This window comes from Actinoplanes sp. NPDC048988 (genome assembly GCF_043197815.1).
Taxonomy (GTDB): domain Bacteria; phylum Actinomycetota; class Actinomycetes; order Mycobacteriales; family Micromonosporaceae; genus Actinoplanes.
Genome location: NZ_JBICTW010000029.1, coordinates 21,073 through 47,497, shown reverse-complemented (window position 1 = coordinate 47,497; position 26,425 = coordinate 21,073). Strand labels below are relative to the sequence as shown.

At 70.1% G+C, this 26,425-nt stretch carries 17 protein-coding genes; 9 read left to right on the top strand and 8 right to left on the bottom strand.

Going from position 1 to position 26,425, the window contains the following annotated elements:
• Nucleotides 1–79: 79 nt before the first annotated feature.
• On the top strand, nucleotides 80–1,507 hold the full coding sequence (locus tag ACGFJ7_RS45520; RefSeq protein ID WP_392648633.1) for a hypothetical protein: 1,428 nt from the start codon (nucleotides 80–82) through the stop codon (nucleotides 1,505–1,507).
• Nucleotides 1,508–1,735: 228 nt separating this feature from the next.
• Here the strand turns inward: ACGFJ7_RS45520 and ACGFJ7_RS45515 are convergent, their stop codons facing one another.
• From ACGFJ7_RS45515 to ACGFJ7_RS45500, 4 genes are all read right to left on the bottom strand, one after another.
• Entirely contained in the window at nucleotides 1,736–2,338 is a 603-nt protein-coding gene (locus ACGFJ7_RS45515; protein ID WP_392648630.1) for a DUF305 domain-containing protein, read from the bottom strand.
• Complete coding sequence (locus ACGFJ7_RS45510) at nucleotides 2,323–3,108, bottom strand: lytic polysaccharide monooxygenase (protein WP_392648628.1); 786 nt, start codon at nucleotides 3,106–3,108, stop codon at nucleotides 2,323–2,325. The genes ACGFJ7_RS45515 and ACGFJ7_RS45510 overlap by 16 nt, the downstream gene beginning before the upstream one ends.
• A 604-nt stretch (nucleotides 3,109–3,712) precedes the next feature.
• Nucleotides 3,713–5,242 carry a substrate-binding domain-containing protein gene (locus ACGFJ7_RS45505; RefSeq protein WP_392648625.1) on the bottom strand — a complete coding sequence of 510 codons (1,530 nt, stop codon included), beginning with the start codon at nucleotides 5,240–5,242 and terminating at the stop codon, nucleotides 3,713–3,715.
• Between the two features lie 434 nt (nucleotides 5,243–5,676).
• Nucleotides 5,677–14,625 (bottom strand): hypothetical protein, encoded by an 8,949-nt coding sequence (locus ACGFJ7_RS45500; RefSeq protein WP_392648623.1) that lies wholly within the window; start codon nucleotides 14,623–14,625, stop codon nucleotides 5,677–5,679.
• Nucleotides 14,626–15,176: 551 nt separating this feature from the next.
• On the opposite strand from ACGFJ7_RS45500, the gene ACGFJ7_RS45495 reads away from it, so the two are divergent.
• The 6 genes from ACGFJ7_RS45495 to ACGFJ7_RS45470 all read left to right on the top strand — a co-directional run bounded on the left by ACGFJ7_RS45495 (nucleotide 15,177) and on the right by ACGFJ7_RS45470 (nucleotide 19,646).
• On the top strand, nucleotides 15,177–16,019 hold the full coding sequence (locus tag ACGFJ7_RS45495; RefSeq protein WP_360257045.1) for a hypothetical protein: 843 nt from the start codon (nucleotides 15,177–15,179) through the stop codon (nucleotides 16,017–16,019).
• Between the two features lie 138 nt (nucleotides 16,020–16,157).
• Complete coding sequence (locus tag ACGFJ7_RS45490; protein WP_392648619.1) at nucleotides 16,158–16,973, top strand: hypothetical protein; 816 nt, start codon at nucleotides 16,158–16,160, stop codon at nucleotides 16,971–16,973.
• 37 nt (nucleotides 16,974–17,010) lie between these two features.
• Complete coding sequence (locus ACGFJ7_RS45485; RefSeq protein WP_360257041.1) at nucleotides 17,011–17,367, top strand: PRC-barrel domain-containing protein; 357 nt, start codon at nucleotides 17,011–17,013, stop codon at nucleotides 17,365–17,367.
• 63 nt (nucleotides 17,368–17,430) lie between these two features.
• Nucleotides 17,431–18,249, top strand: a complete 819-nt coding sequence (locus tag ACGFJ7_RS45480) for an alpha/beta hydrolase (protein WP_360257039.1) — start codon at nucleotides 17,431–17,433, stop codon at nucleotides 18,247–18,249.
• A complete protein-coding gene (locus ACGFJ7_RS45475) occupies nucleotides 18,242–18,805 on the top strand; it encodes a WHG domain-containing protein (protein WP_360257037.1) in 564 nt (187 codons plus the stop codon). The genes ACGFJ7_RS45480 and ACGFJ7_RS45475 overlap by 8 nt, the downstream gene beginning before the upstream one ends.
• Before the next feature lie 121 nt (nucleotides 18,806–18,926).
• Entirely contained in the window at nucleotides 18,927–19,646 is a 720-nt protein-coding gene (locus tag ACGFJ7_RS45470; RefSeq protein WP_392648614.1) for a hypothetical protein, read from the top strand.
• Here the strand turns inward: ACGFJ7_RS45470 and ACGFJ7_RS45465 are convergent.
• The gene (locus ACGFJ7_RS45465) at nucleotides 19,643–20,965 is read right to left on the bottom strand and encodes a serine/threonine-protein kinase (protein ID WP_360257144.1); all 1,323 of its coding nucleotides are present in this window, start codon (nucleotides 20,963–20,965) and stop codon (nucleotides 19,643–19,645) included. The genes ACGFJ7_RS45470 and ACGFJ7_RS45465 overlap by 4 nt on opposite strands.
• Before the next feature lie 5 nt (nucleotides 20,966–20,970).
• Nucleotides 20,971–22,212: a glycoside hydrolase family 6 protein gene (locus tag ACGFJ7_RS45460; RefSeq protein ID WP_360257033.1), complete on the bottom strand. Its 1,242-nt coding sequence runs from the start codon at nucleotides 22,210–22,212 to the stop codon at nucleotides 20,971–20,973.
• Between the two features lie 156 nt (nucleotides 22,213–22,368).
• Here ACGFJ7_RS45460 and ACGFJ7_RS45455 point away from each other — a divergent pair, with 156 nt between their 5' ends.
• Both ACGFJ7_RS45455 and ACGFJ7_RS45450 read left to right on the top strand, forming a co-directional pair.
• Nucleotides 22,369–23,280, top strand: a complete 912-nt coding sequence (locus ACGFJ7_RS45455; RefSeq protein WP_360257030.1) for an SPFH domain-containing protein — start codon at nucleotides 22,369–22,371, stop codon at nucleotides 23,278–23,280.
• A gap of 4 nt (nucleotides 23,281–23,284) precedes the next feature.
• A complete protein-coding gene (locus tag ACGFJ7_RS45450) occupies nucleotides 23,285–23,500 on the top strand; it encodes a hypothetical protein (protein WP_360257028.1) in 216 nt (71 codons plus the stop codon).
• 3 nt (nucleotides 23,501–23,503) lie between these two features.
• Here the strand turns inward: ACGFJ7_RS45450 and ACGFJ7_RS45445 are convergent, their stop codons facing one another.
• Both ACGFJ7_RS45445 and ACGFJ7_RS45440 read right to left on the bottom strand, forming a co-directional pair.
• Nucleotides 23,504–24,742, bottom strand: a complete 1,239-nt coding sequence (locus ACGFJ7_RS45445) for an SGNH/GDSL hydrolase family protein (RefSeq protein WP_392648610.1) — start codon at nucleotides 24,740–24,742, stop codon at nucleotides 23,504–23,506.
• 202 nt (nucleotides 24,743–24,944) lie between these two features.
• Nucleotides 24,945–26,381: a GGDEF domain-containing protein gene (locus tag ACGFJ7_RS45440; protein ID WP_360257022.1), complete on the bottom strand. Its 1,437-nt coding sequence runs from the start codon at nucleotides 26,379–26,381 to the stop codon at nucleotides 24,945–24,947.
• Nucleotides 26,382–26,425 lie beyond the last annotated feature (44 nt).

The following is a 26,425-nucleotide window of genomic DNA, read 5'->3' as shown; positions in this document are numbered from 1 at the left end:
GAGGCAGTCGGCGTTCGACAATGTTGTCGCTGGAGCGAGGGCTTCGAATACTCCGGTCGGGAGAGAATTGCAGCGAAGTTTGAGCGAGCTCTCGGAGCTCAAGGAAGTATACCGAGACGGCAACTATCAGAGCATCGAAGAGCCGGAGCCGCACGCTCACCGGTTCAGCGAATTGCTGGAACGTGAACCTTTCAACCGCGAGATCGTCGCCCACGGCATTTGGGGGTCCAATCTCCTGGAATCGGTAAGGTTGTTGACTGCGCAGGAGGATGAAATGGCGAAGATGCTGGAAAGAGAGGGTCGCCAGATCATCCTTGAAACACGGCAGAAGATTCATTACTCGAGCAATACCTTGAGAGGCGTTCGGCAGAGCGGTGGCAGTAGCATCCGCGATTTAAAAAACGTGGGTGCTGATGCGGCCTATAATTCATACGATGACTGGATTGAGGAAAGGAATAATGGCGGTGGGCATCAGCTCGGCGGTGCTGAAGCGGACTTTGAACGCTTGGTTGAGGCGGGGCTAAAGGCTAGCCTGGCCCAGCGGTATGGAGTCGGAAATTGCGACGAGCACGCAGATTCCGTGTTGACAAGTGCGGTGCATGCGCTCGGCAAATCCGGTATCGCTGTCAACCGCATCGACCACCATGCGGCTGATCATGCCGTCGTCGTCCTCGGTACGATGAACACGAGATATGCGCGTGTAGTCGACTCGTGGACCGACGGCGAGGCCAAGGCCCTTCCCTTGTCCGCATACGGCTTGATCAGTCTCTACCGCCAGGGGTGCCGAACGTTTTTAGCGGACGGCAAGGACTATCAAGGATTCGCTCGCAATCGATTTATCGCGCCTAATTTGCGTGATCTGCCGCCGATCCCTCCTGCGCTGGCGGCATTTACTGTTCCAGCTCAGGTTTACCAAGCCGTCGCCCAGCAGGAGGATCCAAACAACCGACACATCCACCACATTGTAAGTGCCGAAAAGGATCTAGCGGACCGCCGCTCGATCGACCACAGCGCACCAGAATGGGACGGAAGGCAATGGCCGGCTGGCCGAGCGTTGTCGACGCCCGTGATGAGAACGCCGGCCACCGCCGATCCTCTACCGTCCCCCGTTGTTCAATCGGCAGGGTTGTCCGGCGATGGGCGAAACTCGGCCTGGTCGATGGCCTCTTCTCAGCCTCAGATGGATCCCACGTACCAGCGAGGATTCGAGCAGGGGGTGTACTTCCATTACTCACAGAGCCCTCAGTATCCCAGTACTTCGTACACTGGCTTTGATTCCCGTATGAACGGCGGGTCAGTCGCGACTCCCCATCAGGGCAGTGGTGCCGGATATATCGGATGGCCACCGAGCGTTCACGTGGCTGCGGGCGTATCCAGTGCAATCGGCCGCCCCTACCCAGTTCAGCCCTCTGGTCCAGTTCAGCGGCCTGACGGCTCGCCGCGGGCACCGATGCCACCGGCTGCCACCGGCTATCGACACGGCCAGGGAGCAGGCCCCGGACGGTAGCTTCGACAGCCAGTCCCGCGGGTCAGGCCGTCCAGGTCACAGGGCAATGCCAGGCTGATGGGCCTCATCGCCGCGGCGATGATGGTCGTAACCCAGGCAAGACCGTCGGCGCGGGGAACCGATGAGCGCGAGCCGGGCCGGCTCCGGCGTACGGAAATACCGACCCGGCTTCAAATCGGCTCGACGTGCTGATCCGGCATCCCGACCGTGAAAAGCCTTCAGAGTGTGCTACTGATGGTCGCCGGTCGTCAACCGCAGCATCTGCCGGATTTCTCCATGTCTTGTCTGCCGAACTCGCTCGGCGAACTCCTTCGCCCGTGGGTTGGCGCCGGACTCGATTTCCATCTGCGCCAGTTCGATGGCGTTGTGCTGGTGAGCCAGAAACATGTTGAGAAAAGTGGCGTCGAACTGCGCCGCGTCCACTGTCTGCAATCTGGTGATGTCGGCCGGGTTGGTGCCGTGCAAGCCGCCGTGGCCGGTGTGCGCGCTCGGCGCTGCGTCCACGTCCGTGGGCTCACCCCAATCACCGAGCCATGACTGCATGATCGTGAGCTCGTTCTGCTCGGTAGCCCGTACGGCCTTGATCAGATTTTTGAGCTCTGGTCCGGTTGCTCTCTCGGCTGCGGTACCGGCCATGTCCAAGCCCTGGCGTTGATGGAAAATCAGCATCTGCAGGAACATCACATCGGTGTCGTTGTGCTCGCCGCCTGCCTTGATCTCGGCGACAGTCGTGGTGCCTGCCGGCGGCCCCTGTGCGGCACCGCATCCGGCAATCAGCAGAGGGAAGATCAGAATGGCAGCGATGCGCCGACCCCTCACAGCGGCAGCCACAGGGCGAGGGTCCAGATCGAGGGTTCCCAGCTGTTGATGGAGACGTGAGACTGGCGGCACTGGTATCTCGCGCCGTCGTAGGTGACGACGTCGCCGGTCTGGTATGAGACATCCGCTGCCCACAAGTCCTCCGGCGCGGCAGCGGTCGGCGGTTCGGCCGCGAGCACCTGCGCGTCGGGAGATTGCGCACCAGGTGTTTGAGTGGCCGCGTTCGAGGACGGGGACGGCTGCTCAGGGTCGGCGGGCGCTGGTCCGTCAGCGCCGCTGACATCGAGATCAATGCAGTTGTAGAAGGCGTTGGCAGTGTCGCCGATGTTCCAGACGGCAAGCACCGTTTGCCGACCCGGGAACCGGCTCAAGTCCACGGTGTGTGACACGGGGCCCGGCTCCTCGTTGTGCTCGTCATACGAGGCCACCCGGGTCCCGTTGACGAAGTACTCGAAATCCGCCGTCCGGTGCTGGACGGTCAGCACCCATGTGAACGTCACGGACGTACCCACGGACTGGACGGGCCAGTTACGCGAATCGTCGGACAGCACGGACCACTGCGCCACCCCGCCGTCACACCGGTTCGACCCCTTGGGGGCCTCGACACTCTGCGGCTCATACTCGATCGGACCGCAGTCCTTCATCTCACCCGACGCGCAGAGGGCCTGCCGGCTCGGCGGGGACGCCACATAACCGTGCGCCGAGGCCGGCGCCGCGATGGCAATGGTGGATCCGGCGGTAACTCCGAGGGCCATCAGGAGGTACGCGATTTCCCGGCGCATGTCCGCTCCATGTCTTTCGATGTAACACGATCGGGCGTCGTGGTAACGCCTGATACGTGATCAAACGGACGCGTGGATGGCTGGTTCAGCAACGGAACGAATCATCGGGCCTGACAAGAAGACGGCTCTGGCGCACAACGGTGGTAGCGCTGGTGTAGTGGCGGAGCCCGGCCAGGTCACCTGCCGCAACCGGATGTCGCTCAGCTGCGGGAACCACCGCTTGACCAGCAGCGCCCAGTCCGCCCGGCTCATCGCCGGAGTTCCACCGGCTACGACGGCCGCCGCGATCGCCGGCGCGCCGCAACGCCGCATCGTTCGGCGATCAGGCCCTCCGGGCTGGCTGCGAGCATCGTTCAGCACCTACTCGGCAGGCGTCCGAGTGGAGGGCCGGAAGAGAACGTAAAGGGTGGTGGCAACGGTCCGCGAGCGAGCCGGTTTCGTCGTGACGTTCCAGGGCTCCAGCAGAAGGCCTGTTCTGAGCTGCGGTGATGGTGTGTTCTGTCCAGGAATAGCGGCGGTCAGGGCTGAGTTTTGGCGGTTCCGGTGACCTGAAGAAGGGCGGACACGGCACGAACGTGCCGGTCGGTGAGCGTCCCGGCGAGTTTCACTTGGCGGCGCCGCGGCGGGCCGCGATGAACAGCTTCGCCACCGCGGCGGCTAGATCATCCGGCTTGTCGGCGACGACGGACGTTCCCCCGGTCAGCGTCGCGACGCTGCGGAGAATGGAGGTGTCCGCCCCAGCGCCGTAGCAGACGCTGAACACCGGCACCGGGCGCTGGTCGTCGTGCAGGCTGATCAGCCGGCTGAGAAAGACGTCCTTGGCCATGGAATAACGCGAAGTATCGTCACGTCCGTCGGTCAACACCACGACCAAAGTGACGACGCCCTCTCCTCCGCGCGGTTTCATCGTGCTGACACCGTCGAGAATGGTCCGGTAGAGCGGAGTGTCCGCGCCGGACGCGGGCTGGTACGTCCGGACCCGGCCGACGAGGGCTTTCCGGCGCTGTTCGCCACCGACCTCCCCGGTGATCGGGCCGACCGGCACGGCCTCGGTGTGTGCCGAACGTGAAACCGCGTCACTGCCGAAGAACCAGAGCCCGACATCCGTCTTGTTCCCGAAGAGCCGGGTGATGTCCAGAGCAGACCGGCGCAGCATCTCGGCGCGGGTGGTCCGCCGCCCTTGTCCGTCGACGACAGGCTGGTTCATCGACCCGGAGGCATCGACGGCGATCAGAACACGCGAGGTTATCTCCTTGTACGACGACCAGCGGGCGGCAACGGCGCGAAGCCCCGCCACGTCGGCCGGCACTGGGGCCGCAGCCGGGATCTTCTCGGGAAGCCCGTCCGGCACGCCGCCCTGAGGGGTGCGCAGGCCGCTCGCGGTGAGAAGCTCCCGGGTCGTGGTGCTGTGCAGCTGCGCGATCAGCTTCTCGGTCAGCAGGCCGCGCGGATCCTCGTCCAGCAGGTCGGATCGGACGGCGACGGGGAAGTCCGCCGCCGTCGGCCCGTCGGCGGGATACGCGCCGCGAAGTGCGATCCGGTGCCCGCTCTTGCGGGATAGCCACAACTGCTGTTCGGTGGCGGGAAAGACGCCGATCGCAGTGGCATCGGCCGCCTTGCGCGCCGCGGCCAGCGTGGCGGTGGAGTCGGCATTCGCGTCGGCGAGCTTCGTGCGCAGCGTGAGCAGGCGCAGCTCGGCCTGACCGGCGTCGGCAGCGGATTTGGCCATCGCCGTCTGCGCGCCGAGTATCGAGAGGAGCCCGACACTGTCCCGGGTAGGGTCGGGCATGCTCAGGGCGGGGGGACGGTCGCCGGCTACGGCCCCGGCCAGAGCCGCCCAGCTCGCCGGGCGCCCGGCCCACAGCTTCGGCGCTTCGGCGTCGGGACACACGATGACGATCGGTGAGGTGGCGAGGGTCTCCTCGCTGCGGTACGAGCTCTGGCCGCCCTGATCGCCGGCCATCGCTAGCCAAGCCGAGGACGAGGGGATCCAGACGTCCGGCTTCCTCGCCGCCCGCAGGGTCTGGGCCGGATCCTCAGTCGTGACGGTGATCGAATCGCAGCCTGCGCGACCGTGCGGCACAGCCGCTGCGGCCCGCGTGACGACAGCGGCGATCTCCGGGGCCGCGGTCACCGCCAATGCTTCACTCGAGCAGGAGGGAGCGGTCCGCCGTTGCGCCCAGTCGATGATGCCTTCCCTGCCCTGATACGTTCCGTAACCACCGGCCCCTACGCCGGCGAGCATGAGCAGGGCTAGAAACAGGCGAAGCTTGAGGGGTTTCCGCCGGGCATGACGGCCGGGCCGCAAAGAATGCGCTTCTGGGGATCTGGGCACAATTCCTCCGCCGTAAAGGCAGCGTTCACCGTGATTGGCGGGGCTGCGGACAACTCATAGAAACGATCCGCTTTGGACGGCCCGCGCGCAATATTCAGACGCGGTGCACAATGACACAAGAGCCAAATGAACTCGCGGCATCGATTCCCGTTGCATGCAGTAACAGGAAAAGTTTGGTCATAGAAAATATGGCCATTGTTGAATTTGCGGGTGGTCAGTTCCGGTCACCGGCATCAGCGCAGAACCACGCTGCAGCGGTTGAAGCCCATGGCGGCTCGCGGCGGCGGGTCGGTGCGGCCGGCGAGGCCGAAGGGTTCGGCGGTCGCCACTGCGGGCATCAGCTCGACGCGCCACACGCGGCCTTCGGCCCGGCGGAGGACGTAGGGGGTGACGTCATCGACCACAACAATGCCGTCGGCACCCGTGAGTTCGAGCCGCGCCGCCACCTCGCCCCATTCCGCGGGTCGGAAGATGACCGGCGATCCGCTGTCGACGGCCTCGCGGTACCAGCTGCGGACCTCGTCCGCGACGTCGTGCTCGTCCACGGGGTCGAGCCGGACGCCGGTGGGAAAGGCGCGGCCCAGGAAGCTGCCGACTCGATCGTCGGGTTCGACTTCGCCGGCCAAGCGGACCAGCGCCTCGATCTCCGGAGGCAGTGAGACAGGGGCGGTGAACACCCGCCACCGAGGGGCCACCGCGATCGCGCCGAGGGGGTCGACCGTCTCATCGAGCAGGCTGCTGGTGTGTACGGCCACGTCGCGGCCGGTCGCCGCGGCCAGCTGAGCCGGATACTGCCGGCGGAGACCGCCCGGGCGGTCGGGCAGCAGGACGATCGGGCCGTCGGCGCCGGCGCGCGCCACCCCGAGGACAGCGGCGAGCAGATCCGCGGGGAGCTCCTCGCGTCGCCGGTCGCCCGCGGCGCCGGTCACCAGCGCGTACGCCGTCCCTTCGGCGGCGTGCAGATGGACACGGGAACCCAGCGGCGTGTCCGGCGGCGTCACCGCGGTGTCGCCTTCCCGCAGCATCACATCGCCGGCCCGGTCCGGCACGTCAGCGATCCTGATTCGCGCGCCGGACGGCATCCGGAGGCCCGGCTCGTCCATCAGGTCGGGGTAGGTCTCGCGCATGCGCTGGGCCACATCGGCGGGCAGGAATGCGATCAGCCCGCCGGGGCTGTCCACATGCAGCGACCGGCCGTCCGCTCCGGTCCGCACATACCTGACGTCGAAGCGGTGGACTTCGAACTTCCCGCTCAGCATCCGGTTGTGCTCGACGTAGGCGCCGGTCGAGTGGGCGGCGCGGCGGCCGCAGCCCGTAGCCCGATCGTGCGCCAGCGTTGCCAGACCGCGATAGCGAGCGTCCGGGTTGCCCATCGCGAGATGAAAGCCGCCGTCGGTGGTGGTGCCGGACTCCGATTCGTGCTCGCCCTCGGTGTTCACCTCGGGGAAAGCCAGCGCGTCGAGGCTGACAGCGGTCAGCCACGTGCTGCGGCCGAGGACGACCTGGCCGGTGAACCTGCCTCCGGGCTCGTCGACCCGGTACGTTCCGCGCAGCAGGGAGCCGATGTTGGCTTTGATGTTGGCCCGGTTCCACAGCGTCTGCCGCGCCTGAAAGGCCGGATCTGCGAGAGCCCACCGGCCCGGCGCCGGTTCGGTCAGGTCCGCGTGTCCGGATACGTCGAGAACCTGCAACACGTCGGCGACCTCCCGGCTGAACGCCTCCTGGGCGGCGCCGACGGTGGCCGGCCGGGGCGTCATCGGCCGTTCCCGGACCGGCAGGTCGGTGCGCCGCAACGCGGCGGGCACCGTCATCTCCACCGGGGTGAGCAGCCGGGCACTGCCCGTGCTGGGCAGGACGACCGGACGCGCCGGGCCCGCCTCGGTGAACAGGTCGGTCAACCACTGCGGAAGCCGGCCGGCGGTGAGACCGATGTGCCGCGCGCCTACGGCAGCCAGATCTCTCAGGTCCCGGAGCGTCTCCACCACCTGCGAGGGCACGTCCCGCTGCTCGATGTGCACCTGGAACGTGAGTTCCACGGAGAACTCCGCTGCCCCGTTCGTCCGCGTCGCGGCTCGACGGATGTCGCGGCTCATGGTGTTCTCGACCGCCTTGGCCGAGCTCTCCCACTCGCGGCCGCCGGCAGCGCCGCCGCCCAACCGGATCGCGTGCGGGATCTGGCCGCGGCCGCTGACGTTCACCGTCAGGTGGTGCGCCGTCTTCTCGTGCGTTCCTTCGGCGGTTTTCTGGAAGGCTTGGCCGCCCGAGGTCACTTTCACCTCCGGCCGGCGCCGGACGAAGGTCATGGCGCCTTCCGAGGCGGTGACACGCACACCGGTCAGCCGCATCGCCCCGAGAGGGCGTGCCTCGGCGAGCAGCACGTACAGGCCGTCGCGGCGGAGCTGAGGATATCCGGTACGCAGTGCCTGGTTGCCCAGCGCCGATTCCAGGACGGCCGCGGTCCGCAGGTCGTTCACGGCGACACCCTCCCGTCTGAGAGCTTGCCGGATGTCGGGGAGCACCCGCCAGGAGGCCATCCGCTCGACGGTCGCGAACCCGGCCACCAGGTCGGGCAGGATCGGGACCGGCTGGTCGACGATCGCCGGCGGAGCGGGATCGGCCGCGGCCGGTACTGGCAGGCCGAGGTCGCGAGCGACGCTTTCCGGCGCCGACAGCTCCAGCCCGCGGCGGATGCCTATGCTCAGGGAACGGGGCTCGTGGTCGCCCTGGCGGAGGTGCTCCACCTTGTAGATAACGTCGGCCGAGTAGTCGTAGCTGGTGTCGGAGACGGTCGCGATCGATATGTCGAACCCGCCCGCCTGGTACGACTCCTCCCGCCCCCAGCTCCTGCCGGGCGCGTACGCGGCGTTGAGCGCGATGTGGTTGGCGGCGTACTGGTCGGCCGCCGACCCGCTGTGGTGGCTGTCCGGTTCCGGGTGCGTACCCGACCCGGGGCTGAACAGGCCGCCGAGACCGAGATGAGCGCCGCCGTGCCAGGTCGACGCCTGCTTGTGAACCACCCGATGGTCGGCCTCCAGATACTCCTCGTGCCGGACGCCGGTGCTGGTTCCTTCCCGCGTGGGGTTGAGAACCTTCATCCGGAGCCGCAGGGACTCCACGGCCGTGCCGTTCCCCGCGAGCAGCGGGAGAAGGTAGCCGTCGTGGGTGAGCATCTCCGCGGCGTGCCCCTCCAGGAAGGTGGGGCTGAGCAGGGTGTGCAGGTCCACTCGGACGCGACCACGATCGCCACCCATCAGCTCCTCGACGACCGGAGCCAGGTGACGGACGTGGTTGAGCATGACGTGGTAGTTGGTGGGGCCTTCGGCGAACCCCTCGACCACCCGGTCCGGCGTGCCGTCGCGGTTGAGCGGGCCGGAGCGGACGACGACCGGGTCCGGCGCCGCCGGTTGGGGCGGCAACGCCGGATCCGGCAGGTACGCCTCGGGAATCAGCACGTCCATGGCGAAGCCGGGACCCTCGAGCCGGTGATCCAGACGCGCCACCTGACGGCGACCGTCCAGCACTTGCACGATCACTCTCCACGAGGTGCTGTATCGCAGTGGGATCACCCCCTCGGGGGCGACGCGGCGCCGATAGGTCTTGCTGTCGCGCTGGATGGCGTGCGCCGAGGACCTCGTCCGGCTGCCGTCCGTCTCCAGCACCCGGCCCCGAATCGTCAGACGGGGGTGCACGCGTCCTCGCGCGCCGACCTCCAGCCCGCCGCCGAGCGAGGTCTCCTGGCCGCTGTCCCACTGGTAGGCGGACGCGGCCCGGTTCTGCACGTCGACGCCGGTCCGTTCCCGTTCGTCTATGCGCACCAGCTCACCCAGAGAGGCGGAGGTCTCTATCCGGTAGGTCCGCCGGCCTTCGGTGAACTCCCAGGCCACTACCCCGTCGAGAAGGGTACGGACGTGACCTCGCAGACCGGGCACGCCGAACCGGACCGTGAGACCCTGCTGGACATCGAACAGGCGCTCCGGGTCGAGAAGATCCTGCTGGCCGCGCAGCGCGGTGACGACCATCGAGTTGACCAGGCCGAGCACCTGGTGAGCGCCTGGCATCTCCTTGACCACGCCCGGACCCAGACCGGCCCGGGCCGCCAGCGTCGCCGGCTCGCGGACATCCGGCACGCGCTGCGGAACGGATGCGGGCGCGGCCGGCTTCGGTGCCAGGGCCACCGGCGCCGGCTTCACCGGCGCCTCGGCGGTCCGGCGCGCCGCCGGGTTCTCGATGACACCGACGACAGATCTGGTCCGCTCGTCGATCACCTGCGCCTGGACGATCTGCAGGGTGTCGTCCATGAGGTAGCGCAGCGGCGGAACCGGTTCCGCGTTCTGGAGGTTCGGGGGTTCGAGGGAGGGCGGCGTCTGCCTGACCACGCTGACGCCCTGCATCTGGTCCAGTGCCCTCCAGCGGAAGCCGAGATCCCCGGCGGGGACCACGACCTGCACCGCGGTACCCCGGCTGCTCGCCAACCGCCCGGTCTCCCGCAGGTCGGAGGCGGTCCGGATCCCGGACGGGGGGAAAGGCCGGAGAAAGGCGTCGCGCCTGATCATCGTCGACACCCATCCGGCCACCTCACGGCCGGTCTCGTCGAACACCCGCGCCGCGCGTTCCCACAGAGCCGGCCGGCCGGGCAGATGCTCCGCACGGGTAGCGAGGGTCCGGTGGACCGCCCTTTCGAGCTCCTTCTCGAACCGTCCCGCGCGCTGCTCCGGCACGCCCAGTTCCGCGGGGATTTGTGTCAGGCGCTCGATTCGCCCGACGTTGCTGGTGAGTTCGAGGTGCACGCCCAGGTGGGCGGCGTACCGGCGTTGCCGATCGCGATGCATGAGCGCGGTCTTGGACTGTGCCATACCGCTGTTGCCGACAGTGGTGACTCGCTTGCGGGACATCGTGATCAGGTCGGCCCGTGGGCTGATGATGATCTGCCCACCCCTCAGGTAGGCCGGCGACTCAGCGCCCAAGCTCGCCCCGGCCCGGCTGTGCCGGCTGCTCGCGTGCCGTCGCGTCGACGTTCCGGCGATGTCGTTACGAATCAGCAGAGAGTCGCTGACGCCGACTTCGCGCAGGTCGTTCAGCACGCCGACGGTTCGGATCCAGCCCTGGAAGCGCCGGTCTCGGCGGAGGCCGTGGGCGGGCAGCTCGACGTCCAGATAGGGCGACACCCAAGCGCCATTGGTGAACCACTGACCTCGGTCCCGCGCGGTCTTCTCGTTGTAGACCTCGCGCCGTACGGCCTGGATGATGCGGGCGACGTCACCTGCGGTGAGCCCGGGCCGGGCGCGCAGCGCGTGGGCCAGGTCGGCCAGGACCGGCTCGAAGCCGACCGCGTTGATGGTGAAGTCCTCCTCCAACAGCGCCTCGGGACGGTTGACCGGCACGCTGTCCCCGGACGGCTGTTCGAGGCGGGGCGAACCGAAGGCCCGCGGCAGCCCGACGACCACCTGGGAGGGCAACGGCCAGGTCCCGATCTCGGTACCGTCGATCTCGATCCGGAGGCCGGCGGCCAGCCGGAAGTCGTCCATGTCGTTGACCAGCGGACGATTGCCGGACTGGATCTCCGCCGTGTGACGGTCGCTGAGCGTGTGGTCGGTGGCGGCCTCGAACTTCGTCAGGGGGAAGGCGATGTGGTGGAAAACCTGGGAAGAGAGGTTCTGCAGCAGCACTAGCGGCAGCGATGTGGTTCGTGGGGCCCGGCGGTCCTGTTCGCTGGTGTGCAGGGTGTCGCCGTACTTGCTCTTGTAGCGGGTCTCGCCGGCAACCGGCCGGTTGACCGCCGGTTGTGGCTGGAACCTCGGATTCACCAGCGAGATCCGGACGAACCGGCCGTCGAGGTCCCCGGCCCGGCCGATCAGCAGATTCTCGTCCCATTCCCGCGGGTCCTCATTTCCGAGCACGCCGGCGAGCCAATTGCGCAGCCCGGGAACCTGGCCCGGGCCGCGATCCACATCGTCGAGCAGTGTCGCCAACACGTCCGCGTCGATCGGCTCGACCCGGACCACGTACCCGTCGCCGAGCAGTCCCGCCTGCCGGCTGAACCACGGGGCCGGGGCGGGATATCCGAGCGCCGTGTCCATCACCACCTGAGCGACGTGAGCCCGCCCGGCCGTTGCGACCAGCGCCTCCCAGTCCGCCGGCGGCCCGGGCGGCCCGGTCGGCGTTGGACCCGCCGAGGCGATCGCGCGGGCCAGTTGCTCACTGCGCCGGGCCGCGTCCCGTGCGGCGGGCAGGCGCCGCAGCAATTCCTGCCACCCGGCCAACCGGGCCGGCCCGCCCTGTCCACCCTCGGAGGCAGCTGCCAAGTGGTCGTGCAGCGTGCGCAGGTAGGCCACCCGGCCCTGCCGGTCCACCGCGTCCACACGGCCGCCGAACGGGCCGGCCGGTCCGCGAAGGTCGTCGGTGAACTGCCGGAAGGCGCGGCCGGCCTCGGTGGCGTCCGAATCGATGTCCGGCAGCCGGCCGGCGGTCTCGGCCGGCTCGGGCAGCGCCGCCGGGACCGGCCCGGCATCGGCCGGGGACATCGGCGCCGGCGCCTCGAGAAGCAGGTGTCCACCCGGCTGCGGACGGTCGGTCGCGGGGCTCAGACCGAGGCGGACCGGGTCGAGCGGGACAGCCGCCGGATCGGGGTCCAGGAAAGCGTCCAGCAGCCGGCCGGCGGTGATGATCTCAGCTCCGGTGCGGTGGTCGTAGAGGGGGAGCGCCCAGAGATCGACCTCGGAGCCCGGGGGAAGGTCCCGCTCCGCCGCCAGGTCCGCGTCGAACGTGGGCTGGTCCGCGCGGAAGCGGGTCTCGATCAAGCCTCGGAGCACTGTCGCGTGCTGGGCGAGGAAGTCCTGGACCGCGGAACCGGCCGTGGCCCAGCGGGTGGCCGCCGCGTCCCGCGCCCGGACCGGCGTCCCCGTTGGCCCGCCCGGCATCGCCTGAGCGGTGAGCACCGTCGCGAGGTCGGCGTAGGCGAGCGTGACCAGCTCGGCCACGGTCGCCGTGTCCGGCGACCGACGGCCCAGCTCAGCCGCATCGGTCGTATCGAGTCCGGCGATCCCGGTCGCGTCGATGTGGTGCTGTGCCGCCGCGGCGCCGACGTCGAGGGCCGCGGCGAGCACGCCACCCGGCTCCGCCTGGCCGACGGCGTGCAGTGTGCCCAGCACATCACCGCCCAGCCGCACGGCGAACGACGGGGGCGGCGGGGCTGCCACCGGCTCGATCATGGTCGGCTGCCGGGGAGCGGCCTCAGCGTCGAAGATCAACGCCGATGCCGTACGGGATCCGCGGATCGCGTCGGGCACGTCGTCCACCGTGACCGTGGTGCCGCTGCGGGGATTGACCCACCAGATACCGGACGCGTCCGCGTACAACAGCGTCCAGTCGCCGCGATCGACCCGGATGACCGCCAGGCCGCCGTCGCGGTGCAGTTCCCGGGCCAATGCGGTGAGCGACCGTACGGCGGTCCAGTCGCCCATCTCGTCCAGCGACACCGGCGGCACGCCGCCGGCCGCGGCCGGAAGAAGCGCGGGAAGGGCGGCACGCAGCAGGCTGGTGACTGTCTCGGTGTCGGCCGGGGCCGGCGACCCGGCGGCGTTGGTGACAGCACCGAGAGCCAGCAGACCGGCATACTCCTGAGCCGCGGTCCACCCGGAGCGGCGCAGCACGTCGGCCAGCAGCCGCCGGTCCGCCTCGCCGAGCGCATGATGCACGGCCGATTCCCGGGGCCGGCCCCGGCCGGACAGCTCACTCCGGACGGCGGCGCGGAACATCGCCAGCGCCTGCCGTTCCAGAGCGCCCTGGTCGGTGGCCGGTGTGCCTTCGCGCGGGGCGGACCGGCCAAAGCCGTGCGTCTCCGGGGCCGCGACGACACGAGCGCGTGCGGGACCGGCGACGTGCGGGTCGTCGGTGCTCGGGGCGGCGATGACCTGGCGTGCGTCGTCCAGGGTTCCCCCGGCCGGCCGGATGTGCTCGGCGAGCGACTCCAGGAGGGTTTCGTTCGCCCGGTAGGTCGTGTCGCCCGCCATGGTGACGCGCGGAGCCGGCCGTGCCGCCGCGCGCGCGTCGATCCAGGCCTCGGCCAGCCAGCTGGTCGAGCCGGCCAGCTGTGGCGTGGTCCTGAGGTTGTCGCCGGTCACGGCGAAGGGCCGGCTCGTCTCCGGGGGAGCCTCGGCGGCGGCGCCGGAGAGCAACGGCAGGCCGTCCCCGAAGACGACCGGGCGCACCGCGCGGTCGCCGTCGGCGACATAGTGGTCGGTCACGGTGAACATGCGCCGGACCTCGGCCGGGATCGGCACCTCGGTCCAGCCCGACGGGCCGTGGCGCAGGTCCGCGATCTGTTCGACCTGGTTCAGTACGGACCGGGCCCGCAGGACAGCGACGACCACCCGCACCACGACCTCGGGATGCCGGTGGCGACGGGCCACGCCGTTCAGCGCCACGAAATCGAGGCGTACGGGCTGCGACTCGAGCCCACCGGCGGTCGCGGCGTACGCCTCGCCGACCAGAGCGAGCGTGGCGGTCCGATCATCCAGGGGGATCGGACCGCCCACCGGAGCGGTCGGGGCGTATCGCCAGCCTTGCTGATATGCCTCGGCCAGCTCCCGGACCACGATGTCCATCTGATGCCGGGTACGGCCCGGCGACGTCCGCCAGAAGGCGCCCGGGCCGAGCGCGAACCCGCCTGCCGGATAGGACGGGTCACTACCCGGCGTCACCAGCCGGCTGGGACCGCTGGACTGATGGACGGTGAGCGGTATGCCGTGCCCGGCCAGCGCCTCGTGCAGGTCCGGGCCGACCGGCCCGCCGATCACCACGGCCGAGGCAATCGGCAGGAAGCGGTCGGTGAGCTGGGCGCGGAACGTGTCGTCGAGGGCGAGCCGGCCGGCGAGGTCGGACGCCGCCATCCCGGTGGCCGGCACAAGCACCAGGAAGGACCGCGAATCGGCCACCCAGGGCACGGTGACGAGCCGGACGGCGTCACCGGCGGCGCTCCGGAGCTGCGCGTACGACCGGTCACAGGCGGCGAGCCACTCCACCGCCGCGGCCGCCGTGGCCGGATCGCTGCCGTCGAAGTCAAGTCCGCTCGGCCGGTCCCACTGGTTGGTCAGTGTCTCCGGGCCGGAGGGGACGCCGCTCGTCTCCGGGGCCGCGGGCGCTCGACTGCCGAAGTCCGCCGACGGAAGGATGCGTTCGGGCACGGGGCGCCGCCTCTCGGTGGGCTGTTCCTGCCCGCCGGACAGGCTCTGCACGCCGGAGTCTGGCAGCTGAGCCGCTGTACCACAGTCCCCTATAGAGGGTCCCCTTTCAGCGATCATGGTGTCGTTACACGTGGTTCCCCTTCGCGTTGGGTGATGTTCGCCTGCTTGACGTCTGCGGCGCCGGGAGGCAACGAGGGTTCGCCCCCGGGACGGGGGCCGCTTGAGTTCCGGCACCCTCGCTCGGCGAACGCCGCCTTCATGGACGCCTGGATGTCAGCCTCGGCTACAACGGCATCCTTCTCGGCAACGGCGCCGCCTGTCAGCTCGGCTTCCGCGCACGCAGCGGCGCCCCGGTCACTGTCCGGGCGAACGTGCGCCTCAACGAGGCGCCCGGTTCAGGGGCGCGGCGCCGAGCAGTTTCTTGGCGATACCCGTCTCGCGGCGACGATCCTGATAATGCCGACAGGGTAACGCCGGCGAATGGGGGCCTGAGGCGAAGAAAGACCAAAGCTCCGCCGGCCCCGCCGACCATCTGTGAAGAGCCCGGGGATATGAGTGGGCCTGAGGTCCATTCCGGCGGGGTAAGGCCACTTGACGGCACCGAGCAATCGGGTGCGAAAGCGAATTATCCGGCGGTAAATGCCAATGACTTCTTTAACTACGTTATCGAGCCTCTGAAGAGGAATGTCCCCAACTGGAGCGACTATCACACAGAGGTGGCGGCTTCGGCTGCCACGCTCGGCGGCACCCTCAAGTTGATGCCGGAAGCCCCGTCGCAGATCGTCGATATCGGGTCGAGTCTCAAGATTGCGGCAGCCTGCCTGGAGGGCTTCGCGAACGGCGTCGAGTTGGTCAATCAGTTTCGGCCCGGGAACGATAATATTAGTCCTTGGGCGACTTTGAGTGGCGCCTTAGGCCTGGTGGGCATGCCGTTGGCAGGAGTCGGCGAGGAGGGCCCGAGTACCCTGGACCCCAAGATCAATTGGGGACTCCACATCAGCGGCACCATCTGCGTCACGTTATCGCGGATCAGTAAGATCGCCGCACTGGTTCAGGCTGCTAAAAGCAGTGAACTGGCTCGGCCCGCTGAAACCGGTGAAACGCTGAATGAGAACAGGATGAGAGCGGTCGGCGACCTCGCCGCCTTGGCGGGGCGCGAAGAGCTATCCAGCGCGTCAGCGGTCAGTCGCAACCTTCGCTCGTATCGAATCGCCTCACGCCAAGCTGGTGACGGCAACGACCGTGTCGCGTGGACACAGGGCGGCTTCGCCCTCAACCAATCTTCACCGGAGCGGTTCGACTGGCCAGGTGAGGTGACTTCTCAGTGCGGGTTCGAGATGGGATCAGGTGAAGGTGCGGCTCGTTTGGCCTCCGGGAGGGGTGTCCGGGGGTGATTCGGCGGTCCATACCGGCGATCGCGGCACCGCTCGTCCTGCCCGGGTGTGCCCGTGTCGATCAGACAGGGCCGCGCTTCCTCGCTGAGACCTCGATGACGGGCAAAGGCGTCATCGCCGGGATGGCATGATCGGGCGATGACGTCGCCGCGCGAGTTCTGGTCGCTGTTCGAGCCCCTGCACGCCGTCACCTACTTCACGCCGCAGGCGGGGGCGGCGTTCGAGGCGGCCGGGCTGACCGGGTTCTGGCGGCGGTACTTCGCAGGGCGGGCGGCGGCGCTCGGCCCGGTCGGGGCGGGCCCGGTGACGGCGGCCTTCTTCGGGTTCGCGCCGCGGATGGTGGCGCGGGCGCTGCCGGACGTGTGGACGCGGATCACGCCGGCGGCCGCGGTGGCCGCGCGGACCGCGGGGGCGGCCGCGGCGCTGACCGCGCTGTTCGAGGGGCTGCCGGAGTCCACGGTCGTGGACGCGGCCGACATGCTCGAGGAGGCGGCCCGGGCGGTCGCCCTGCCGGGCCGGGTGCTGGCGGCGGCGCACGCCGATCTGCCGTGGCCGGCCGAGCCGGTGGCCCGGCTGTGGCACGCGGCGACGATCCTGCGCGAGCATCGCGGGGACGGGCATGTGGCGGCGCTGCTCACGGCCGGGGTGGACGGCTGCGAGTCGCTGGTCTGGCGGGTGGGCCTCGACGGCGGCCGGCTGCGGGCGGTCACCCAGCCGGCGCGGGGGTGGACCGACGAGGAGTGGCGGGCCGCGGCGGAGCGGCTGGCCGCGCGCGGGTGGCTCACCGCGGAGGGCGTGGCGACGGCCGCCGGGCGCGACGCGTACGCCGAAATCGAGGTTGTGACCGATCGCCTGGCCGCCGAGGCCGTGGGCGACGTGGGTCAGCTGGCGCCGCTGACCGAGCGGGCGTGGAGCGTGCTGCCGGCGGACAACCCCATTCCGCTGCGCCGCTGAGGGGTTTCGGGCTGGTGGGTCAGGGCAAACCACACACGTGTTCCCTGCTGAGAATTTGCGCGACTGGCGCGGCGAGAGCGTCATCGACCCCGACGGCGCCAAGATCGGCGAGCTCGAGGCGGTCTACGTCGACACCCTGAACGACGAGCCCGCGTACGCGACCGTGCGTGTCGGTTTCATCGGCCGGCACCGTCTGGTCTTCGTGCCCCTGGCCGGTGCGACCGTGACTCCCAAGGCGGTCCGGGTCCGTTACGGCAAGAAGCAAGTGACCGACGCGCCGAGCATCGAGCTGGACGGCGAGCTGGCCGCCACCGAGGAGCCGACCGTCTTCGCCCACTACAACGTGCCGTACGAGCCCGGGGTCTCCGGCGCCCGGAGGCTGGCCCGCCGCTGACCCCTTGCACTTCCTGGCTAATCGAGTTAGCTTTTAGCTAACACCACTAGCCAGGAGTGAGTCATGACCGAATACCTGACAGTCGACGGCGGCACCATCGCGTACGACGTGACCGGAGACGGGCCGCTCGTCGTCCTGGTGCCCGGCATCGGCACCAGCCGCGACGCCTACCGGTTCGTCGCGCCGCGCCTGGTCGCCGCCGGCTACCGGGTCGCCACGGCCGACCTGCGGGGCGCCGGCGAGTCGAGCGCGGTCTGGCCCTCGTACAGCCGCACCCACATCGCCGGTGACCTGCTCGCGGTGATCAGGCACCTCGGTGGACCGGCCGTGCTCGTCGGCCACTCGATCGCCGGCGGCGCCGCCACCATCGCGGCCGCCCAGACGCCCGACCTGATCAGCGCGGTCATCGAGCTGGCTCCCTTCACCCGGGCCCAGTCGTTCAAGCTGGGCGACCTGCGCCGCAAGGCCACGCTCAAGCTGGCCGGCACCATGCTGGGCAGCCTGTCGTCCTGGAAGGGCTACCTCGACCTGGCCTACCCGGGGCGGAAGCCGGCCGACTGGACCACCCAGCTGGCGGGGATCGAGGCCATGCTGCGCGAGCCGGGCCGGATGAAGGCCCTGCAGAAGATGACCCAGACCTCGCCCGCCGACGCGGGGGAGCACCTGGGCGGCGTTCGCGTCCCCGCCCTGATCGTCGAGGGCACCCTCGACCCCGACTGGGCCGACCCGCGGGCCGAGGGCGAGGCCATCGTGGCCGCGATGCCGGCCGGCCGGGCCCGGCTTGAGATGATCGAGGGCGCGGGTCACTACCCGCACGTCCAGTACCCCGACGAGACGGTGGCCGTCATGCTCACGTTCCTGAAGGCCCACGCCCGTGCCTAGGGCCGGCCTGGCCCCGGCCGCGGTCATCGAGGCCGGCGCCGCCCTCGCCGACGAGGTGGGCCTGGACAACCTGACCATGGGCCTGCTGGCCGAGCGGGTCGGCGTCCGCACGCCGTCGCTCTACAAACACGTCGAGTCGCTGGGCGCCCTGCGCCGCGGCATCGGCATGCGGGCCAAGACCGAGTTCGCCGTCGCCCTGGCCCGGGCGGCGGTCGGCCAGTCCGGCCCGGCCGCGGTCCACGCGTTCGCCGACGCGTACCGGGCGTGGGCCCTGGAACATCCGGGCCGCTACGCCGCCACCCTCCGGGCCCCCGAGGCCGGCGACGAGGAGGACCGGAAGGTGTCCGACGAGTCCATCCGGATCCTGTTCGACGTCCTCGCCGGATTCGGCCTGCCCGAGGATCGCGCCGTCGACGCCGCCCGCGCCCTGCGCTCCAGCCTGCACGGCTTCGCCAGCCTCGAGGCGGCCGGCGCCTTCGGGCTGGACCGCGACGTGTCCGAGAGCTACCGCTTCCTGGTCGCCACCCTCATCGCGGGCTTCGAGGTACGAACCTAAACGCGAAGCGGCTGTGGGATCGGCGACAGAATTGATCGCGTCCGACGGCGAATGGCGGGAACGGAAACGGCATCGAACTCCAGGACAGCGTTGCTCCACTGTGCCGGAAGGAACTCCTGCCATGCGTGTACTGCCCCTCACCGTCGCCGCGCTTCAGATCGCCGCCCTGACCGGTTGTGACGCCGGGCCGGAGAACGTCTCGGGAGACGCGGGTCCCGCCGGCGCCCCGGCCCCCGTCTCCGCTGTTTCGGTGAGCGTCGCGCCCACCTCGGGTCCGGCCACCTCCACTCCGACTGTCCGAGCCAGTTCCACCCGGTCCTCGACCGCGCCGAAGACCGCGCCGGAGACCGCGCCGGAGACCGCGCCTGCGACGACGACGAAGACCGCGCCGAGCACCGGTATCAGGGCCACCGACTGGAACAACGTGACCCTCAAAGGGTTCCCCACCCTCGGAGACCTGACCTTCAAGAACGGCAAGGCCTCCTCGGGTGCCAACAACTGCACCATGCTGCCCGGGGGCGCGCGCCCGTTCTACGCGGAATATCTCGCCGAGGAGCCGGCGAGCGCCCCGGTCACCGAGGACGCGCTCATCCTCGTCGACTGCGGCAGCGACATGCGGCAGCAGAGCCTGGTCCCGGTCAAGCTCGGCTACGACCAGAAAACGCGGGAGACCGTGGGTGCCATCAAGGCCGACGCCCCGACCGACTGGGACGAAGCGATGACCTTCACGTCCTACCGGGTGGAGAACGGCACCATCGTGACCACGGTCCGCAAGACCGACGGCACGCCGGAGACGCGCCGCTACCGCTTCAACGGAGGCACCAACTGGGAACGGTTCTAGCCGAGCCGTACGCCACGCAGGATCTCCTCGCTGTGGTCTATGTCGTCGGTCTGGCGGATCTGCACGTAGAGGCCGACGTCGCCGGTAGCGGGGGTGATGAGCGCTTCGGTGAACGAGATGGCGCCGCTGCCGCAGCCGGTCCAGCGCCGCACGACAGCGGATCCGGTGACCAGGCGTGGATGGGCGTCGGGCTGCGGGACGCAGGTCGAGTGGTCGGGCAGCGCCGGACGGCCGCCGCGCAGGGCCGGGCTGATACCGGCGAACACGCCGGGCGCCGGGTTGTCCGGGTTCGACCAGCCGGTCAGGTCGGGTCCGACGGTCAGGCCCGGGTCACGGCCCGCGCGCAGACGGATCGTCCCCGGGTCCCAGCCGGTGTCCCGGACCTGCTTGGCCCAGGCGCCCGGCACCCACACCGACAGGGCGCCGGACGCGTCGGCCACCCGGGTCCACTCCGGCTTGTCGTTCCGGGCGGCGTCCCAGGCCGTGCCGGCGAGCACCGTCACCGCCGACAGGGCGGCGGTGACGGCCAGCCGGCCCGCGATCGAGCGGCGGGCGGGCTTGTCCGTACGGGCGGCCTCCACCGCCTCGGCGAACGCCGCGGCCGACGGCCAGCGCCGTCCCGGAGCGGGGGAAAGGGCACGCAGCACCACCGCGTCGACGGCGGCCGGTATGCCCGGGCGGAGCTTGGACGGGCGTACGGCGGGCTGCGAAGCCGGTGGTTCCCCGGTCAGCATGTGATAGGCCAGCGCGCCCAGGGAGTAGACGTCGGCCCGCTCGTCCAGGCCGCCGCCGATCCGGGCCTGTTCCGGCGCCATGTAGCCGGGCGATCCGGCGACGATGGTGAAGCCGGAGCCCTGCGCCAGAGCTTTGGCCAGGCCGAGGTCGGCGACGAGGACGCGGTCGCCGTCGAAGAGCACGTTGGACGGCTTGAGGTCCCGGTGCAGGACGCCGAGCTCGTGCAGGACGGTCACGCCCCGGGCGAGCTCGGCCGACACGCGGACGGCCTCGGCGACCGGCAGTGGGCCGGACTCCAGCCGTTCCGCGAGGGTGCCGTCCGGTGCGTACGTCATGACCAGATAGGGACGGCCGTCGGGCAGTTCGCCGACGTCGAGCACGCGAACCACCCGCTCGGACTCGGCGCGGCGCATGATGCGCGCCTCCTCGGTGAAGCGGGCCCGGACGTCGAGCTGGTGTGTCCAGTTCTCGGCCAGCACCTTCACCGCCACCGAGCTGTGCAGCTCCTCGTCGTAGGCGAGCCAGACGGTGGCGAACGTGACGTGGCCCCACCCGCCGAAGCGGGTGAGGCCACTAGTGGAGATGTCGGTCAGCGCAGCGGAGGGTTCGCCAGCTGGACCAGCTCGATCGCCTGTTGGGGGAACCAGGCGCCGGCGGCCGGGTCGGCGGTGTTGCCGCGGGCCGGGTCGAGGCCGGTGCCGGTGCCGCGGTCGCACTGGCCGTCGGACTGGCCGGGGGTCTTGACCCACAGGAAGGCGTCGGCCAGCGGGTCGCCGGTCCTCGTGGTCGGGCGCAGCCCCAGGCCGCGGTCCGGCGGGTTGCACCAGACCTGCGGGTCGGGCCAGGTGACGCCGGCCGGCGCCGTCCACGGCCCCTGGCCGTTGCGGCTGGTGTCGACGACGAAGTGGGCCAGCTTGCGCGGGGAGACGGCGCCGACGTTCGCGTCGTACCAGGCGTCGCTCAGCGGCCAGGTGCTGAAGTCGCCGGGGCTGGCCGGGTAGTACTGGCTGGCGCACTGCTCGAAGTGGCCGCGCGCCTCGACCGGGCCCTTCGTGCCGTAGTAGACGCACTTCGAGATCCAGTTGCCGTACTTCAGCTGGCGCTCGGTCGTCTCGTAGTTCGACACGTTGAGGAAGAAGCCGTCGGCCTTGGCGACACCGGCCTTGACCAGCCGGTCGGCGATGTCGCCGACGCCGAGCCAGGCGCTGTGCGTGCCGTCGAGATAGACGCTGGTGTGCGGCAGGGCGCCGAGGCGGCGGACCGCGTAGTTGAGCATCGCGAACCGGTCGGCGGCGGCCGTGGCCGGATCCGCCTCGGCCGGCTTGCACCACTCCTGCTCGCCGTTGATGGTGGTGTACCAGGGAATGATGCCCAGGCCGTCCGGCTCGAGCATGATGGCGGCCCGGTGACCGCCGATCCCGGCGGCGAAGGCGTCGATCCACGCCCGGTACTCGGCCACCGAGGTGGCCCCGCCCGCGGAGTACTGCGAGCAGTCCCGGAAGGGGATGTTGTAGGCGACGAAGACCGGCGTCGTCTTCTTCGCCGCGGCGCGCCGGGCCTCCGCCCGGACCGACGCGGTCAGCGAGCGGCCGGAGCCGCCGGTGACCCAGACGGCCTGCGGAGTCTCGACCATGGTGCGGATCTGGTGGGCCAGGCCGCGCTGACCGGCCGCGGTGAGCTGGGCGATCTGCTGGACGGCGCCCGGGTCGGGGCGCGGGGTGTAGAACCGGGTGCCGTCCGCGATGGGCGCGGCGCTCGCGGGAACCGGGTTCAGGGACAGGGTCACCGCGCACGCGGTGGCCGCGGCGACGATATACGACCGTAAGGACACGTCGGACTCCTGTTCGTACGGACAGGTGGGAGCGTTCCCAATTCCCCGAGCCTCGATCTTCCAGTGGCGCAAGTCAATGGGTCGTACGGACCGGCGATTGAAAATGTGATATCATATTGATAACCTCGTGACATCGAACGCGAGAGGGAGGCCCCCATGACGGAACACCTCGATCTGCCCACCCCGCAGGTGCGCGAGCGCATCGCCCGAGGCGCCTCGGGCTGGCCGGTTCTCGGCCTGTCGGTCGCGGTGCTCATCCTCAGCGCGGCCGCCTTCATCATCGGTTTGCAGCAGAAGAGTGACGCGCTGATCGGCGTTCTCGTCGGCGCTTCCGTCCTGTTCGGACTGGCTGCGGTGGTGGCCCTGGCCGGGCTGACCCCGGTCGCGCCCGGCGAGGCGCGCGTCCTGCAACTCCTGGGCCGCTACACCGGCACCGTACGCACCGACGGGCTGCGCTGGGTCAACCCGCTCACCGTGCGGCGCCGGGTCTCCACCCGCATCCGAAACCACGAGACCGACGTACTCAAGGTCAACGACGCCGACGGCAACCCCATCGAGATCGCCGCCGTCGTGGTCTGGCAGGTCGAGGACACGGCCCGCGCCGTCTTCGAGGTCGACGACTTCATCGAGTTCGTCGCCATCCAGACCGAGACGGCCGTTCGGCACATCGCCAACGGTTACTCGTACGACTCGCACGACACCACCCGGATGTCCCTGCGCGACAACGCCGACGAGATCACCGCCAAGCTGTCGGAGGAGATCGGCGCGCGCGTGGCCGCGGCCGGCGTGCAGATCATCGAGTCCCGGCTGACCCGTCTCGCGTACTCACCGGAGATCGCCCACGCCATGCTGCGCCGGCAGCAGGCGAACGCCATCGTCGCGGCCCGCGCCCGCATCGTCGAGGGCGCGGTCGGGATGGTCGAGTCGGCGCTGCTGCGCCTGGCCGAGAATCACGTCGTCGACCTCGACGAGGAGCGCAAGGCGGCGATGGTCAGCAACCTGCTGGTGGTCCTGTGCGGCGACCGGGACGCTCAGCCCGTGGTCAACGCGGGAACGCTCTACTCGTAGGCCCATGGCTACCGAACGCAAGAAACTGCTCCTGCGCCTCGATCCCGCCGTGCACGACGCGCTGGCGCGCTGGGCCGGTGACGAGCTTCGCAGCACCAACGCGCAGATCGAGTTCCTGCTGCGCCAGGCCCTGGCCGACGCCGGCCGCCTGCCGGGGAAGGTCGGCCGGATGCGCGGCCCCGGCCGACCGGCCGGGACGCCGGAGCCGGACGAGGAGTGACGCCTAGCCGTCGGCCCGGGCGAAGAGGCCGAGGTCGACGGCGCCGGCGAGCGCCTCCATGCCGGCGTTGTTGGGGTGCATGTGGTCGCCCTGGTCGTAGCGGGCGTTCCAGCGGTCCGGGTCGGCCTGATCGCGGACCGCCGCGTCGAAGTCCACGACCCCGTCGCAGCCGTTTCCCCGCGTACGGACGAAGGTGTTGAAGGTCTTGCGGCCGGCCTCACCGGCCCGGCTCCAGCCCTCCGCGCCCGCGTACGGCGGCAGGGTTCCGCACAGGACCTTGACCTTCGCGCCGTGGCTGCGCTGGATCAGCTGCCGCAGGCCGGCCACCAGCCGGCCGCCGGTCGACTCGTCGGCGCCGCCGAGGTCGTTGACCCCCAGGTCGGCGAGGATCACCCAGGTGACGCCGGGCTGGGCGAGCACGTCCCGCTGGAGCCGGTTCAGGGCGCTCCGGCCCACCCCGTCCTGCAGAAGTGAGTTGCCGCTGATGCCGGCGTTGAGCACCCCGACCGTACGGCCGGCGCCGTTCAGCCGCCGGGCGAGCAGGTCGTGCCAGCTGCGGTTCCCGTTCCACGTCGAGTCGTAGCCGTCGGTGATCGAGGCCCCGAGCGCGACGACCGCGCCCTCGGCTCCGCCGTTCTGGACGTCGACGCCGGCCAGGAAGGAGTAGTTGTAGAACGAGCGCACGCCGGGCAGCGAGGCCTTCGTGCTCTGGTTGCCCGAGGCCATGTAGTTGTCGCGGTTCGCGGATCCGTGCTGGGTCGCCGAGGCGACGGGCTGCGGCAGGTACGCGCTGACGGCGAGCTCGCCGCCGGCCGGCAGCCGGTACGCCACCGGGTCGCTCACGGCGGTGCCGCCGGCCTTGACGGTCACCGAGTCGGCGCCGCCGAAGGTCACATGCGCGTTCGTCGCGGGGTCGACCGTGCCGGTGCCGAGATGCTTGGCCAGGTAGACGGCGCCGACCGTGAGCGGGGCCCGGCCGAACTCGTTGGAGAGCCGGACCCGGACGGTGTCCCCGCCAATGCTCGTGTGGACCACCTGCCGGAGCGTCTCGCGCTGGAAGCCGGCTCCCTTGCCGTCCTGCATGGCGGTCGCCCAGGTGGCCGTCCACGGGGTGTTCGGGTCGGCGGAGGCGGTCTCGTGCTCGGCGGCCGGCGAGTCTCGCCGCACCCACACGACCGCCGCCACGGCGAGGAGCGCGACAACGGTCGCTACCAGGAGTTTTGAGCTGCCAGTCCACTTCACCGCGCCACCCTACGGCCTTGATCAACGGCTGCGGGTATGAACAAAGTCTCCCCCAACCATCGCAAAACGGTCAGGTGAGCCTTCGGGGTCGAGAAGCCGCTGCCGGAGCCGGCCCGCGATGCCGTGTCCCTGCTGACCAGCGACCCCGCCGGCCGCGCCCGGCGCCGCCCGGCCCGGCGCCACGGCCGCCTGTGACACGCGCTCATCGCTGAGCGCCGGCCAGGACGCGGTCGCGGCCCCGGTGCTTCGCCTCGTACAGGGCCTCGTCGGCGCGGGCGACGAGCTGTTCCGGAATCTCCCGGCCGTCCCAGAGCGCGACACCGGCCGAGAAGCTCTGCCCCTGCGGGGTGACCTGGCGCATCCGGTCGAGGACGGCGACCGCCGTCTCCAGTGACTGCCCGACCAGCAGTACGCCGAACTCCTCACCGCCGTAGCGGGCCAGCAGGTCGCCCGCGCGCAGCTGATCGCGCCAGGCCGCCGCCGCCTCCTTGAGCAGGCGATCCCCGGCCGGATGGCCGTGGCTGTCGTTGAACCGTTTGAAGTGGTCGATGTCCATGAGGGCCACGGCCACCGGCTCGCCGGAACGGACCGCCTTGGCCATCTCCCGGCTGAGCTCCAGGTCCCAGGCGCGCCGGTTCGGCACCCCGGTGAGCGCGTCGTTGTGGGCCAGCGCCCGCAGCTGGGCCGCCTGATCCTGCACGCGGGAGATCAGGCCGGCCATCCGGGCCAGCACGAGCAGGAACAGGATGACCGAGCTGAGCGCGATCGCCGGCCAGTCGATCGCCGACGGGTCGGTGAACCCCTGCACGATCAGGACCGCGGGCGCCAGCAGGGAGGCCACCGCGAGCAGCGTGAGCCGGCCGGCGGTGATCCGTTCCGCGCGATCGGGCGCCACCTCGGACAGGGAGCGCATCGACGGGTGCAGTGCCGCGGCGCCGAACAGCAGGTACATGGCGATCCAGCCGACGTCCAGCAGACCGTCGCTGTAGGCCGTGAACAGGCTGACGACGGCGTAACCGACGTCGCTCACCAACTCGGCGACGATCCCGGCGATCACCAGGCGGTAGCTGACGGTTCGCGCGCCCGGCGTGGTCAACAGCCGTACGACCATGATCAGCAGCAGGAGGTCGCCGGCCGGATAGGCGAGGGAGGCCAGCCGCTGCAGCAGGCCGAGGGACTCGTCGTTCGCGACCGGCCGCATGAGGAACGACCAGGACAGCAGCGACAGGCTGGTGGAGACGATGGCCGCGTCGAGCAGGCCGGCGCGGTCGCGACCGGAGATGCGGCCCTTGATGAGCTGGAACGCTCCGGCGGCGAACATCGGATAAGCCAGCAGGTACGGCACGTCGGCCGGCCCTGGAAAAGTCTCCCAGCCCCACGAGAAGTACTGCAGTTCGTAGACGACATCGCCCACCGCCCACAGGGCCAGCGCACCGGCGAACCAGTACCAGGGCCCGGGCCGGCGGGGCCTGTTACGGCGTACCCCGGCCAGGACGGCCGCCGCCGAGGCGAAGCCGAACGCGTTGTAGAGCCCCCACGCCCACGGATCGTCCGAGGGCATCATCAGATAGACCGCGCCGGCCACGGCACCGCACATCAGCCACCACTGCCACAACGGCCGCCTTCGCAAAGCATCCACGCCCGGTGCCATCGGCCGGGGAGCCTTCGGTCTGACAAATATGA

What these genes read in the sequence shown, in the direction of transcription:
- ACGFJ7_RS45510 (WP_392648628.1), bottom strand. Translation starts at nt 3,108, where the DNA reads ATGCGCCGGGAAATCGCGTACCTCCTGATGGCCCTCGGAGTTACCGCC.
- ACGFJ7_RS45495 (WP_360257045.1), top strand. Translation starts at nt 15,177, where the DNA reads ATGAGTGGGCCTGAGGTCCATTCCGGCGGGGTAAGGCCACTTGACGGC.
- ACGFJ7_RS45490 (WP_392648619.1), top strand. Translation starts at nt 16,158, where the DNA reads ATGACGTCGCCGCGCGAGTTCTGGTCGCTGTTCGAGCCCCTGCACGCC.
- ACGFJ7_RS45480 (WP_360257039.1), top strand. Translation starts at nt 17,431, where the DNA reads ATGACCGAATACCTGACAGTCGACGGCGGCACCATCGCGTACGACGTG.
- ACGFJ7_RS45470 (WP_392648614.1), top strand. Translation starts at nt 18,927, where the DNA reads ATGCGTGTACTGCCCCTCACCGTCGCCGCGCTTCAGATCGCCGCCCTG.
- ACGFJ7_RS45455 (WP_360257030.1), top strand. Translation starts at nt 22,369, where the DNA reads ATGACGGAACACCTCGATCTGCCCACCCCGCAGGTGCGCGAGCGCATC.
- ACGFJ7_RS45450 (WP_360257028.1), top strand. Translation starts at nt 23,285, where the DNA reads ATGGCTACCGAACGCAAGAAACTGCTCCTGCGCCTCGATCCCGCCGTG.